Source organism: Escherichia sp. WS1451 (genome assembly GCF_046487365.1).
In the GTDB taxonomy this organism is placed as follows: Bacteria; Pseudomonadota; Gammaproteobacteria; order Enterobacterales; family Enterobacteriaceae; genus Escherichia; species Escherichia coli.
Window position 1 is genome coordinate 166,590 of record NZ_JBJQJP010000002.1, and the last position, 13,734, is coordinate 180,323.

Annotated in this window: 13 protein-coding genes; 6 read left to right on the forward strand and 7 right to left on the reverse strand. The window is 51.6% G+C overall.

From position 1 onward, the window contains the following. Positions 1-90: 90 nt before the first annotated feature. The 3 genes from sdaA to pabB all read right to left on the reverse strand — a co-directional run bounded on the left by sdaA (position 91) and on the right by pabB (position 3,582). Positions 91-1,455 (reverse strand): L-serine ammonia-lyase, encoded by a 1,365-nt coding sequence (gene sdaA / locus ACJHX7_RS03655; protein ID WP_000624298.1) that lies wholly within the window; start codon positions 1,453-1,455, stop codon positions 91-93. 183 nt (positions 1,456-1,638) lie between these two features. Beyond that, positions 1,639-2,217, reverse strand: coding sequence for a CoA pyrophosphatase (locus tag ACJHX7_RS03660; RefSeq protein ID WP_000456733.1), 579 nt, complete (start codon positions 2,215-2,217; stop codon positions 1,639-1,641). A gap of 3 nt (positions 2,218-2,220) precedes the next feature. Further along, positions 2,221-3,582, reverse strand: coding sequence for an aminodeoxychorismate synthase component 1 (pabB, locus tag ACJHX7_RS03665; RefSeq protein ID WP_094029626.1), 1,362 nt, complete (start codon positions 3,580-3,582; stop codon positions 2,221-2,223). Positions 3,583-3,655: 73 nt separating this feature from the next. Between pabB and ACJHX7_RS03670 the strand changes: the two genes are divergently transcribed. Next, positions 3,656-3,835: a YoaH family protein gene (locus tag ACJHX7_RS03670; protein ID WP_000457334.1), complete on the forward strand. Its 180-nt coding sequence runs from the start codon at positions 3,656-3,658 to the stop codon at positions 3,833-3,835. A 119-nt stretch (positions 3,836-3,954) separates the two neighbouring features. Here the strand turns inward: ACJHX7_RS03670 and ACJHX7_RS03675 are convergent, their stop codons facing one another. Both ACJHX7_RS03675 and ACJHX7_RS03680 read right to left on the reverse strand, forming a co-directional pair. Beyond that, positions 3,955-4,254 (reverse strand): DUF1889 family protein, encoded by a 300-nt coding sequence (locus ACJHX7_RS03675; protein WP_001111989.1) that lies wholly within the window; start codon positions 4,252-4,254, stop codon positions 3,955-3,957. A gap of 421 nt (positions 4,255-4,675) precedes the next feature. Continuing rightward, positions 4,676-5,020, reverse strand: coding sequence for a RidA family protein (locus tag ACJHX7_RS03680; protein WP_001295493.1), 345 nt, complete (start codon positions 5,018-5,020; stop codon positions 4,676-4,678). A gap of 131 nt (positions 5,021-5,151) precedes the next feature. Here ACJHX7_RS03680 and ACJHX7_RS03685 point away from each other — a divergent pair, with 131 nt between their 5' ends. The 5 genes from ACJHX7_RS03685 to rnd all read left to right on the forward strand — a co-directional run bounded on the left by ACJHX7_RS03685 (position 5,152) and on the right by rnd (position 11,522). Further along, a complete protein-coding gene (locus tag ACJHX7_RS03685; RefSeq protein WP_000128847.1) occupies positions 5,152-7,062 on the forward strand; it encodes an ATP-dependent DNA helicase in 1,911 nt (636 codons plus the stop codon). Positions 7,063-7,119: 57 nt separating this feature from the next. Beyond that, positions 7,120-7,815: a tRNA (adenosine(37)-N6)-threonylcarbamoyltransferase complex dimerization subunit type 1 TsaB gene (tsaB, locus tag ACJHX7_RS03690; RefSeq protein WP_089583504.1), complete on the forward strand. Its 696-nt coding sequence runs from the start codon at positions 7,120-7,122 to the stop codon at positions 7,813-7,815. Positions 7,816-7,853: 38 nt separating this feature from the next. Next, on the forward strand, positions 7,854-8,435 hold the full coding sequence (gene yeaY, locus ACJHX7_RS03695; protein WP_410231528.1) for a Slp family lipoprotein YeaY: 582 nt from the start codon (positions 7,854-7,856) through the stop codon (positions 8,433-8,435). 204 nt (positions 8,436-8,639) lie between these two features. Beyond that, positions 8,640-10,325, forward strand: a complete 1,686-nt coding sequence (fadD, locus tag ACJHX7_RS03700) for a long-chain-fatty-acid--CoA ligase FadD (protein WP_000758422.1) — start codon at positions 8,640-8,642, stop codon at positions 10,323-10,325. 81 nt (positions 10,326-10,406) lie between these two features. Further along, entirely contained in the window at positions 10,407-11,522 is a 1,116-nt protein-coding gene (rnd, locus tag ACJHX7_RS03705; protein ID WP_001306170.1) for a ribonuclease D, read from the forward strand. A gap of 46 nt (positions 11,523-11,568) precedes the next feature. Here the strand turns inward: rnd and yeaX are convergent, their stop codons facing one another. Next, a complete protein-coding gene (gene yeaX / locus ACJHX7_RS03710) occupies positions 11,569-12,534 on the reverse strand; it encodes a carnitine monooxygenase reductase subunit YeaX (RefSeq protein ID WP_094029627.1) in 966 nt (321 codons plus the stop codon). Between the two features lie 55 nt (positions 12,535-12,589). Then, positions 12,590-13,714 carry a carnitine monooxygenase, oxygenase subunit YeaW gene (gene yeaW / locus ACJHX7_RS03715; protein WP_032171399.1) on the reverse strand — a complete coding sequence of 375 codons (1,125 nt, stop codon included), beginning with the start codon at positions 13,712-13,714 and terminating at the stop codon, positions 12,590-12,592. Between the last annotated feature and the right edge of the window lie 20 nt (positions 13,715-13,734).

The following is a 13,734-nucleotide window of genomic DNA, read 5'->3' on the forward strand; positions in this document are numbered from 1 at the left end:
CAACAGTGGAAGTGTAGTGGGGAATATTACAGCAGACGAGAAAGCGGGGATAAATTCGCCCATCCGTTGCAGATGGGCGAGTAAGAAGTATTAGTCACACTGGACTTTGATTGCCAGACCACCGCGTGAGGTTTCGCGGTATTTGGCGTTCATGTCCTTACCGGTTTCGTACATCGTTTCGATGACCTTATCCAGCGAGACGCGCGGTGCGCTGGTGCGGCGCAGAGCCATCCGTGCGGCGTTAATCGCCTTCACAGAGGCAATAGCATTACGCTCAATGCACGGCACCTGAACCTGCCCTGCAACCGGGTCGCAGGTCAGACCGAGGTTGTGCTCCATGCCAATTTCCGCCGCCACACAAACCTGTTCCGGGCTACCGCCCAACAGCTCGGCAAGGCCCGCAGCAGCCATTGAACAGGCAACACCCACTTCGCCCTGGCAACCGACTTCCGCACCGGAAATAGAGGCGTTCATTTTATACAGTGCACCAATCGCGCCCGCTGCCATAAAGTAACGGGTATAGATGTCCGGGCTAACCGATTCAATAAAGTGGTCATAATAAGCCAGCACTGCCGGAACAATGCCACAAGCACCGTTGGTTGGCGCAGTTACCACACGACCACCGGCGGCGTTTTCTTCGTTAACTGCCAGCGCAAACATGTTTACCCAGTCAATGACATTCATCGGATCGTTAGACAGTTTATCGCTGGAAACTAACATCCGGCGCAGGGCCGACGCACGACGCGGCACGCGCAGCGGGCCTGGCAGTACGCCTTCGGTGTTCATCCCGCGATCGATACATGCCTGCATGGTTTGCCAGACATGCGCGAAATACTCGTCGATCTCTTTCTTGCTGTGCAGCGCCAGTTCATTCTGCATAGCGAGACCAGAAAGCGAATAGCCGGTTTCATTACAGTACGCGAGCAGTTCGGTGGCAGATTTGAACGGATACGGCACGCTCACTTCGTTGGCGGCATCCTGACCAAAGTGTTCTTCATCGACGATAAAACCGCCGCCGATGGAATAATAAGTTTTGCTGTAGACGACTTCATCGCCATTATAAGCGTGGATTTGCATACCGTTTTCATGCAGCGGCAGGTTACCGTTATGAAAACGCATCCCGTTGTCGCGCGGGAAATCCACTTCATGCCGTCCCTGTGCCAGCAGCAGACGTTCGCGCTCTTCTACGTCGCGAATAAAACCGGGAATACTGTCGATATCCACGGTGGCAGGTTCGTTACCTGCAAGACCCATAATAATGGCGATATCGGTGTGGTGGCCTTTACCCGTCAGCGACAGTGAACCATAAACGTCCACGGCAACGCGAGTAACGCTATCCAGTAAGCCTTTTTCGACCAGATCATCGACGAACTGTTTACCCGCCTTCATAGGCCCTACGGTATGGGAAGATGAGGGACCAATCCCCACCTTAAACATGTCGAATAGACTAATCACGATAATACTCCTGACAAGGTGACTGGACTTCCAGTAACGAACGAATAACAGCGCATAGTGTAAGAGGGAACGCGGCGACTGGCTTAACTATTCACATGAATTAAACTAATCAAAAACCGCGATTTAGCTAATATTGCGATGATTGTCTCAAGTAGTGTTTTGTAGATGTAAAGATAAGTATAGTCAGGGTTTCACACCAATTTGCAGCGCCAGTTCACGAATTATGCCTGCGGTCATTCCCCATACAAAATACTGTTCGTACCAGGACAGCCATACCCGATGTGAATCGCCACGGCGGTAGATATCTAAAGGATGATAACGACCCAGATGTAATGCCTGGGCGAGCGGCATTTCAAAGACGGCGGAGACTTCATCTTCACTGGCGCGATACGGCAGATCGGGCGGGATAATGCCGACCACTGGGGTTACCTGATAGCCAGTGACGCTATCGACGGGCGGCAGCACGCCAATAACTTCAACGGCAGAAGGCGGTATAGCGACCTCTTCTTCAGCTTCGCGCAGCGCGGCGGCGATAACGGATGTGTCCGTGTCATCGACTGCACCTCCAGGGAATGCCACTTGTCCGGCGTGTTTACGCAGATGAATCGAACGCTGAGTCAGCAACAACCCCGGTTGCGGTCGACGGACGATGGGGATTAACACGGCAGCCTGACGATGATTTAGGGTTTCCCGGTTAATTTGCGGGCGCAAAAGTTGAAAGCGCGATAAAAAATCATCAAGCGTCAGGCTACGGTATTCCACGTCTTACTTCTCCAGTTGGCGTAATATCTTATTAACTTTATCAAAAGTTTCCTGATATTCCGCTTCTTCCTGGCTATCGGCGACAATTCCACCCCCCGCAGAGCAGTAAATTTGTCCGTTAATGGCAGTCAGCGTGCGGATAGTAATGCTGGTGTCCATGTTGCCGCAAAAGCTCAAATAGCCAATGCTGCCGCACCAGGCATTGCGTCGCTGCGGTTCCAGTTCGTCGATAATTTCCATAGCCCGTACTTTCGGAGCCCCAGTTATTGAGCCACCAGGAAAAGCCGCGCGCAGCAGATCGCTGGCGTGTAACTGTTCTGGTAGTTGCGCCGTTATGGTGCTGACCAGATGATGCACGGCAGGGAAGGGTTCGACCACGAACAGCTCTGGTACTTTTACCGAACCTGCTACGGCAACACGACCGATATCATTACGCATTAAATCGACAATCATCAGATTTTCGGCACGATCTTTCGCTGAGTTCGCCAGTTTCTCTGCTTGTTTGCTATCTTCCTGAGGATCGGGCAGGCGTGGTAGCGTGCCTTTAATCGGGCGGGTCTGGATTTCACTATTATCACAAAGGATAAACCGCTCTGGCGAAAGGCTTAAAATCGTGCCTTGTTCAAGACGTAAAAAAGCGCTAAATGGCGCGCGGTTGGCCTGATTAAGCTGAAGGAATGCCTGCCATTCATCGCCAGAATAGGTCGCATGAAAACGCTGGGCGAGATTCACCTGATAGCAATCACCGCTGTGCAGATATTCCTGTACCTGGCGAAATTTTTCGCCGTACAGTTCGCGGGTCATATTGGATTGCCAGTCGGAAGTGAGCGTGAAATCTTCCTGCGGCGAGAATTGCTGGCTTTCCAGCCAGGCCCGACGAGCATTGACATCATTATGACTCAGCAAAGAAACTGTTTGACGCTGGTGGTCAACAACCAGCGCCCAGTCGTAGATACCCACTGCCATATCCGGCAGAACGATATCTTGCTGCGCAATTTCTGGCAGTGACTCAAAACGGCGGCCCAGATCGTAGCCAAACAACCCCAGCGCGCCGCCCTGAAATGGCAAATCTTCGTTATGCGCTGGGCGAATGTCTGCGCGATCCAGCACCTGCTGGAGCACCTGTAGCGGGTCATCAGTGGTCGTTGTGCGTTTTTCGCTTTCACTAACAACGGTTTCTTTACCGAAAGTGGTTAAAGTGCAAAGCGGCTCGGCGACCACAATATCAAAGCGGCTATACGGATGATCGGCATAGCCGGAGTGTAAAAGCATCGCCCACGGCAGGTGGCTTAAGCGTGAGAAATAAAATTCAGCGGCGTCCTGACGCCAGGGTAAAGTAATCACAGCGGGAGATAACGTCTTCATCAGTCCTGACTCTACTGGCTATGTGCCGGGTAGCATGAAATAATTAGCGCCAACAATTTAGCAGGAGTTAACAATGTTTGCAGGTTTACCTTCACTCACCCATGAACAGCAGCAAAAAGCTGTCGAGCGGATCCAGGAACTGATGGCTCAAGGGATGAGCAGCGGCCAGGCAATCGCGTTGGTGGCAGAAGAGCTGCGTGCCAACCATTCCGGCGAGCGAATCGTGGCGCGTTTTGAGGATGAAGACGAGTAACACACTAACCCGTATCGCTTTCGTTATAGAAGCCGATGGTTATTTGATTGTGAGAAAAAGGACGCTTTTCATATGTGATTAAAAGCGTCCTGACCCATTTATGCTGATGTAAATTTAACTTAGACCAGTGCTTTTAGTTCTTCCTGCATATATGTTGAAAAGTATTCAGGATTTTTAATCACAATGCGTTCACCAGACTCCATTTTTTTTGCCCATCCAACCATTTTTTCCGTGAACCCCGGGTTCCAGCCTTCCTGGTCAGCTCGCGCCGTAATATCAGCGGCACTCGCGGGTACTCCCAGTTCTTTCAAATATTTAAAGATTCCCTTCGCCGTGCTTTCATTCATCGAACTTGGTGTTGGTGCTGATACATCCATGGCACCAATGAAATCCAGGGCTTTATCTATTACAGCAGGCATATTCTTATCCTTAAAATTAACCATGTTATCGATAAGGCTATATATGACCTTAATTTGCATCTAATATCAAAGGGATTATAACGATATGGCACGAGTTAACCTGTTGACATTCAGGTGTTTTAAAGGTAGCAGCTCATGGTGTGTTATCCAGTAAGAGGGAGAAAATTAACGGTCAGTTCTCACGCTATAACCAGATTGTTCAGCTAAGAAAGAAAACCAGAGTTGCTAATCAGAGGGCGAACACAACGGCATGGTTATGTTTATTTATATAGCCAGTTTTATAGATGAAATTGAAATTATAAAAATAAATAATGAATTAGCAGGAGCATCAACAGTAATAACTTAATCTCTGGTCGATTTATGCAAAACCGACCAGTATTATCGATAAATTATCGTCTGACTTATTATGCTTCGATAAAGCTTACACTGCAGCCACAATCTTAATTTCAACTTTATACTTCGGGTTCATCAAACCCGCTTGTACCGTGCAGCGCACCGGCGCATGACCAGCGACAACCCAGGCATCCCACGCTTTATTCATCGCCGCGAAGTCGTTTTTATCAGCCAGGAAAATGGTGGCATCCAGAATGCTCGATTTATTGCTGCCCTGTTTTTCCAGCACGGCGTCAATCTGCGCCAGCGTGTTGGCGGTTTGCTCAAAAGCATCGGCGTCGAGGTTTTCCGGTACACCAGTGTAGTATAGCGTGTTGTTGTGGATCACCACATCAGACCAGCGGGCTTCAGCATCGATACGAACGATAGTCATCATTTTGTCCTCATTATCCTTCCATTTTCGTGCTGCAAAGACTGCCACAATGTGAGGTCGCCGTCACCACTTCAACTGGCGAAAGCGCCCTCATCCTGACATAATCCCTGTTCAAATCAACAGGGGGTAGTGTGACGGACGATTTTGCACCAGACGGTCAGCTGGCGAAAGCGATACCAGGCTTTAAGCCGCGAGAACCACAGCGACAGATGGCGGTAGCCGTCACCCAGGCGATAGAAAAAGGCCAGCCGCTGGTGGTGGAAGCCGGAACCGGTACGGGCAAAACCTACGCTTACCTGGCCCCTGCGCTGCGGGCGAAAAAGAAAGTCATTATCTCGACCGGTTCAAAAGCGTTGCAGGATCAGCTCTACAGCCGCGATTTGCCAACGGTCTCAAAGGCATTGAAATACACGGGCAACGTGGCGTTGCTGAAAGGGCGCTCAAACTACCTCTGCCTCGAACGTCTCGAACAGCAGGCGCTGGCGGGGGGCGATCTGCCGGTACAAATCTTAAGCGATGTGATCCTGCTGCGCTCCTGGTCTAATCAAACAGTCGATGGTGATATCAGCACCTGCGTCAGCGTGGCGGAAGATTCACAGGCGTGGCCGCTGGTCACCAGCACCAACGATAACTGCCTTGGCAGCGACTGCCCGATGTATAAAGATTGCTTTGTGGTCAAAGCACGCAAAAAAGCGATGGACGCCGATGTGGTGGTGGTAAACCATCATCTCTTTCTGGCGGATATGGTGGTGAAAGAGAGTGGATTTGGCGAACTGATCCCGGAAGCTGACGTCATGATCTTCGACGAAGCCCACCAACTGCCCGACATTGCCAGCCAGTATTTTGGTCAGTCACTCTCCAGTCGACAACTGCTCGACCTGGCAAAAGACATCACCATCGCCTATCGCACCGAATTAAAAGATACTCAGCAGTTACAAAAGTGCGCCGACCGCCTTGCCCAGAGCGCGCAGGATTTTCGTCTGCAACTCGGTGAGCCTGGTTATCGTGGCAACCTGCGCGAACTGTTAGCTAATCCGCAAATTCAACGGGCGTTTTTACTGCTCGATGACACCCTGGAACTTTGTTATGACGTGGCGAAACTGTCGCTGGGGCGTTCCGCCTTGCTGGATGCGGCATTTGAGCGCGCCACGTTGTATCGTACGCGGCTGAAACGGCTAAAAGAGATCAATCAGCCGGGCTACAGCTACTGGTACGAATGCACTTCGCGCCATTTTACTCTGGCACTCACGCCGCTCAGCGTGGCGGATAAATTCAAAGAGTTAATGGCGCAAAAACCCGGTAGCTGGATCTTTACCTCAGCAACGCTGTCGGTGAACGACGATCTGCATCATTTCACCTCGCGGCTTGGCATTGAACAGGCAGAGTCGTTGCTGTTACCCAGCCCCTTTGATTACAGCCGCCAGGCGTTACTCTGTGTGCCGCGCAACCTGCCGCAAACCAATCAACCGGGTTCCGCACGGCAACTGGCGGCAATGCTGCGACCGATCATCGAAGCTAACAACGGTCGTTGTTTTATGCTTTGTACCTCGCACGCCATGATGCGCGATCTGGCCGAGCAGTTCCGCGCTACCATGACGCTTCCCGTTTTGTTGCAGGGGGAAACCAGCAAAGGGCAACTGTTGCAGCAATTTGTCAGCGCCGGTAACGCGCTTCTTGTGGCAACCAGCAGTTTCTGGGAAGGGGTGGACGTGCGTGGCGATACATTGTCATTGGTGATTATCGACAAATTGCCGTTTACCTCGCCGGATGATCCACTATTAAAAGCACGCATGGAAGATTGCCGTTTGCGCGGTGGTGATCCGTTCGATGAAGTACAACTGCCGGATGCGGTCATTACTCTCAAGCAGGGGGTAGGGCGATTGATTCGCGACGCCGACGATCGCGGCGTGTTAGTGATTTGCGATAATCGGCTGGTGATGCGCCCTTACGGCGCGACGTTTCTCGCCAGTCTGCCGCCAGCGCCGCGCACCCGTGACATTGCCCGTGCGGTTCGTTTCCTTGCGATACCATCCTCCAGGTAATTTGTGATGGAGTATGGTATGATGCGCGCCTTTTTATTGATCTAAGCACGAAGACCCATGCGAATTCTGGCTATCGATACCGCGACAGAGGCCTGCTCTGTCGCCCTGTGGAACGACGGTACTGTCAACGCTCATTTTGAGCTTTGCCCTCGTGAACATACTCAACGAATCTTACCGATGGTGCAGGATATCCTGACCACCAGTGGAACTTCCCTGACGGACATAAATGCTCTGGCTTACGGGCGCGGCCCCGGTAGCTTTACTGGCGTGCGCATTGGTATTGGCATCGCGCAAGGGCTGGCGCTTGGCGCGGATCTGCCGATGATTGGCGTTTCCACGCTCATGACCATGGCGCAAGGGGCGTGGCGCAAAAACGGCGCAACCCGCGTGCTGGCAGCCATTGACGCGCGAATGGGGGAAGTTTACTGGGCCGAATATCAGCGCGATGAAAACGGCGTCTGGCACGGCGAAGAAACAGAAGCCGTACTCAAACCTGAACTCGTTCATGAACGGATGCAACAGCTTTCCGGCGAATGGGTGACGGTAGGGACGGGCTGGCAAGCCTGGCCGGATCTCGGTAAAGAGAGCGGTTTGGCCCTGTGCGATGGCGAAGTGTTACTGCCCGCTGCAGAAGATATGCTGCCGATTGCGTGTCAGATGTTTGCCGAGGGTAAAACGGTGGCGGTGGAACATGCCGAACCGGTTTATTTACGTAACAACGTCGCATGGAAGAAACTTCCGGGCAAAGAATGAATCTTAAGAGTATGCCCTGAGAAAAAAGGAGTCGCATCATGGCGGTTCAAAAGAATGTTATCAAAGGCATACTGGCAGGTACGTTTGCGCTAATGCTGAGCGGTTGTGTCACTGTGCCGGACGCCATTAAAGGCAGCAGTCCCACGCCGCAACAAGATTTAGTTCGGGTGATGAGTGCGCCGCAGCTGTACGTTGGTCAGGAGGCTTGCTTTGGCGGCAAAGTGGTTGCGGTACAAAACCAGCAAGGGAAAACCCGCCTGGAAATTGCCACCGTACCACTGGACAGCGGAGCCAGACCGACGCTGGGAGAACCTTCTCGCGGCCGCATTTATGCCGATGTGAATGGTTTTCTTGATCCGGTCGATTTCCGTGGGCAGCTGGTGACAGTTGTCGGGCCAATCACCGGTACGGTTGACGGAAAAATCGGCAACACGCCCTATAAATTTATGGTGATGCAGGCAACAGGTTACAAACGTTGGCATTTAACCCAGCAGGTGATTATGCCGCCTCAGCCGATTGATCCATGGTTTTATGGCGGTCGTGGCTGGCCCTATGGCTACGGCGGATGGGGCTGGTATAATCCCGGCCCCGCGAGAGTACAAACAGTTGTAACTGAATAATTGCTTGTTTTTAAAGAAAAAGAAACAGCGGCTGGTCCGCTGTTTCTGCATTCTTACGGTAAAGATAAAAATAAATAGTGACGCGCTTCGCAACCTTTTCGTTGGGTAATTATCAAGCTGGTATGATGAGTTAATATTATGTTAACAACATGTATATCATTTGGGGTTGCGATGACGACGAACACGCATTTTAGAGGTGAAGAATTGAAGAAGGTTTGGCTTAACCGTTATCCCGCGGACGTTCCGACGGAGATCAACCCTGACCGTTATCAATCTCTGGTAGATATGTTTGAGCAGTCGGTCGCGCGCTACGCCGATCAACCCGCGTTTGTGAATATGGGGGAGGTGATGACCTTCCGCAAACTGGAAGAACGCAGTCGCGCGTTTGCCGCTTATTTGCAACAAGGGTTGGGACTGAAGAAAGGCGATCGCGTTGCGTTGATGATGCCTAATTTATTGCAATATCCGGTGGCGCTGTTTGGCATTTTGCGTGCCGGGATGATTGTCGTAAACGTTAACCCGTTGTATACCCCGCGTGAACTTGAGCATCAGCTTAACGATAGCGGCGCATCGGCGATTGTTATCGTGTCTAACTTTGCCCACACTCTGGAAAAAGTGGTTGATAAAACCGCCGTTCAGCACGTAATTCTGACCCGTATGGGCGATCAGCTATCTACGGCAAAAGGCACGGTAGTCAATTTCGTTGTTAAATACATCAAGCGTCTGGTGCCGAAATACCATCTGCCAGATGCCATTTCATTTCGTAGCGCCCTGCACAACGGCTACCGGATGCAGTACGTCAAACCCGAACTGGTGCCGGAAGATTTAGCTTTCCTGCAATACACCGGCGGTACCACTGGTGTGGCGAAAGGCGCGATGCTGACTCACCGCAATATGCTGGCGAACCTGGAACAGGTTAACGCGACCTATGGTCCGCTGTTGCATCCGGGCAAAGAGCTGGTGGTGACGGCGCTGCCGCTGTATCACATTTTTGCACTGACCATTAACTGCCTGCTGTTTATCGAACTGGGGGGGCAGAACCTGCTTATCACTAACCCGCGCGATATTCCAGGGTTGGTAAAAGAGTTAGCGAAATATCCGTTTACCGCTATCACTGGCGTTAACACCTTGTTCAATGCGTTGCTGAACAATAAAGAGTTCCAGCAGCTGGATTTCTCCAGTCTGCATCTTTCCGCAGGCGGAGGGATGCCTGTTCAGCAAGTGGTGGCAGAACGTTGGGTGAAACTGACTGGACAGTATCTGCTGGAAGGTTATGGCCTGACCGAGTGTGCGCCGCTGGTGAGCGTTAACCCGTATGATATTGATTATCATAGTGGTAGCATCGGTTTGCCGGTGCCGTCGACGGAAGCCAAACTGGTGGATGACGACGACAACGAAGTACCACCGGGTCAACCAGGTGAGCTTTGTGTCAAAGGACCGCAGGTGATGCTGGGTTACTGGCAGCGTCCGGATGCTACCGATGAAATCATCAAAAATGGCTGGTTACACACCGGCGACATCGCGGTGATGGATGAAGAAGGATTCCTGCGCATTGTCGATCGTAAAAAAGACATGATTCTGGTTTCCGGTTTTAACGTCTATCCCAACGAGATTGAAGATGTCGTCATGCAGCATCCTGGCGTACAGGAAGTCGCGGCTGTTGGCGTACCTTCCGGCTCCAGTGGTGAAGCGGTGAAAATCTTCGTAGTGAAAAAAGATCCATCGCTTACCGAAGAGTCACTGGTGACCTTTTGCCGCCGTCAGCTCACGGGCTACAAAGTACCGAAGCTGGTGGAGTTTCGTGATGAGTTACCGAAATCTAACGTCGGAAAAATTTTGCGACGAGAATTACGTGACGAAGCGCGCGGCAAAGTGGACAATAAAGCCTGAGCGTTAAGTCAGTCGTCAGACGCCGGTTAATCCGGCGTTTTTTTTGACGCCCACTAAAGAGAATACAATTTGAATTACCAAATGATTACCACGGACGATGCGCTGGCTTCTTTGTGTGAAGCCGTCCGTGCCTTTCCGGCGATAGCCCTGGATACTGAATTTGTTCGTACGCGCACCTATTACCCGCAACTGGGTCTAATTCAACTTTTTGATGGTGAGCATCTGGCGCTAATTGATCCTCTCGGGATCTCCGACTGGTCACCACTGAAGGCGATCCTGCGCGATCCGTCCATCACAAAATTTCTCCATGCGGGCAGTGAAGATCTGGAAGTGTTCCTCAATGTCTTTGGCGAATTACCACAACCCTTGATTGACACGCAAATCCTTGCTGCCTTCTGCGGACGCCCGATGTCATGGGGTTTCGCTTCCATGGTGGAAGAGTATTCCGGCGTTACGCTGGACAAGAGTGAATCGCGCACCGACTGGCTGGCCAGACCGCTGACCGAACGTCAGTGTGAATACGCAGCGGCGGATGTCTGGTATCTGTTACCGATCACCGCAAAACTTATGGTAGAAACGGAGGCCTCCGGCTGGCTACCTGCGGCGCTGGATGAATGCCGCCTGATGCAAATGCGTCGTCAGGAAGTCGTTGCGCCGGAAGATGCCTGGCGTGATATCACCAATGCCTGGCAGTTACGCACACGCCAACTGGCCTGTCTGCAACTGTTAGCCGATTGGCGACTGCGCAAGGCTCGGGAGCGCGATCTGGCAGTGAACTTTGTCGTGCGTGAAGAGCATTTGTGGTCTGTAGCGCGTTATATGCCGGGAAGTTTAGGCGAACTGGACAGCCTGGGTTTATCCGGTAGCGAAATCCGCTTTCACGGTAAAACGCTGCTGGCGCTGGTGGAAAAAGCGCAGACATTGCCGGAAGAGGCCTTACCGCAGCCGATGCTTAACCTGATGGACATGCCGGGTTATCGTAAAGCGTTTAAAGCGATTAAGTCGCTGATTACTGACGTGAGCGAAACGCACAAGATCAGCGCCGAATTGCTGGCATCGCGTCGGCAAATCAACCAACTGCTGAACTGGCACTGGAAACTGAAACCGCAGAACAATTTGCCGGAGCTGATTTCCGGCTGGCGTGGTGAGCTGATGGCGGAAGCATTACACAATTTATTGCAGGAATATCCGCAGTAAAATCTTCCGAAGCCGGACTGAGCGCGCCCAGTCCGGCTTCGGCAAACTACAAATCCAACACCAGGCGTTTACCCTTCGCGCGCGAACAACAGATCAACATACTTTGCTGGCTGGCACGCTCTTCATCGCTAAAATACTGATCCCGATGGTCAGCTTCACCTTCCAGTATTGCCGTTTCGCAGGTTCCGCATACCCCTTCACGACATAAACATTCCACTTTCGCTGCTTTATTATTTTCAATAACCTGCAAAATAGTCATCTCTTCCGGCACCACAAACTCTTTACCGGAACGGGCAAGCACCAGGGTAAATGCATCGCCGGTTTTGTCTTCGATAGCAAATTGCTCAAAGTGCAGCGTATCGGCGGCGATGTCCAGACGCGCAGCTTCACTTCTTACCGCTTCATTTAGCGCCTCGGGGCCACAGGTATAAACATGTGTGCCAGGTTCGATATCCGCCAATAATCGCGCTAATTCCAGTCGTGTTCCGGTTGATGAATGATGCAAATGGACTTTCTCAGCCTGCGGATGCTGGACTAGCTCATCACGAAATGCGCAACTTTCTGGATTTCGCGAGCAGTAATGTAACTGCCAGTCGACGTCGCTGTATTGCAACTCTGCCAGGTGCGACAGGAAAGGGGTGATACCAATGCCTCCCGCGATAAACAGATGCTTTCTGGCCGAGGGAATTAGCGCAAACAGGTTATTAGGCGTTGAAATCGTTAACCGATCGCCCACTTTTACCTGCTGATGCAAAAAGCGGGAACCTCCGCGCGAGTTTTCCTCCAGCCGAACGGCAATCTGATAACAAGAGGTGTCATGCGGCGAACTCAGTAGTGAATACGCATTGCTGTACTCGTTATCACCATCGCTCATCTGCACAATGACGTGACTTCCTCCGGTAAACGCAGGTAATGGTTTGCCATCGGTTGCCACCAGCGTGAAGCGTTTCACCTGTTCGGTAAGCGGTTCCACCTGACTCACCTGTACTTCAAACATTTGATAGTCTGACATTGCTGTACTCCATCAAAAATCAGCCCAGCGGCGGAAAATACCGCCGCCGATGTCATTAGTCCTTAAACACCTGCGCCAGCAGATTATGGAAATGGGCGATACCATGTTCGGAAATTCCGCTACCGCTACTGTCGGCCATGATGCGCCCCTGACCACGATAGCCACGCGATTTCAGCCCTTTCTGTACGCTTTCAACCAGACGTAAATCTTCCGGACGGAACACATCGCGATACCACTCAATCAGCGATTTTTGATCGTCGGTTAACTCTTCATTGGTGAAGTAAATATCGTAGTTTTGCAGGGTAGTTTCAGAATCCACCGGGAATTCATAAATGACCGTCATCATCCCTTTGATTGGGGTGACGTTCAGCATCGTGCACGGCCACAGCCAGAAACCGTGGAATGCCGCATCCGTGCCCTCTTCGAATTTGAAAGACTGTTCGGACGGTTTGGCGAAACCGTACTGCAGCGTCCAGTTACCGTGCATGGTGTGCCAGTAACGATCAACCTGTACGGAGTCGGAGAAACCTGGATGCGCCGGACCACAGTGATAGCACTCGAGATAGTTATCGACAATGTTCTTCCAGTTGGCAGGCGTGCGGGTGGTAAAGCGGGCCGCCAGTTTCAGGTCGTGGACTTCCGGGCAGGCTTCCAGCACTTTCGCCCCCAGACCGGGTAACTGATCTTCTACGCTGGTGGCGTTAGGGTCCATGTTGATGAAGACGAATCCGGCATATTCTTCCAGACGCACCGGAACCAGTTGCGCTTTGTCGCTATCGAAATTGGCGACGTTTTCGCAGTTACGTGCATGGGCCAGGTTGCCATCGAGTTTGAATGCCCAGGCGTGATACGGGCAGGTAATCACATTTTTCGCTTTTCCTTCACCGCTCAACAACTGATGACCACGGTGCGGACACACGTTATAGAACGCGCGCAAAACCTTATCACGACCGCGTACCAGCACAATGCTTTCGCCAATGATCTCACGCGTCACATAATCATTGGCATTCGCCAGTTCGCTGCTGTGAGCGACGCAAATCCAGCTTTTGGCGAAGACGTTCTCTTTTTCGTGTTCAAAGGCGTTCTGATCGGTATAAAAACGGGCAGGAATGGTCCACGCCTCCTGCGGGTTAGCGCAAAAATTTTCGGGTAGTATAAAGTCAGGGCTCAGATTGCTCATAGGGATACCTTTATCGTTAG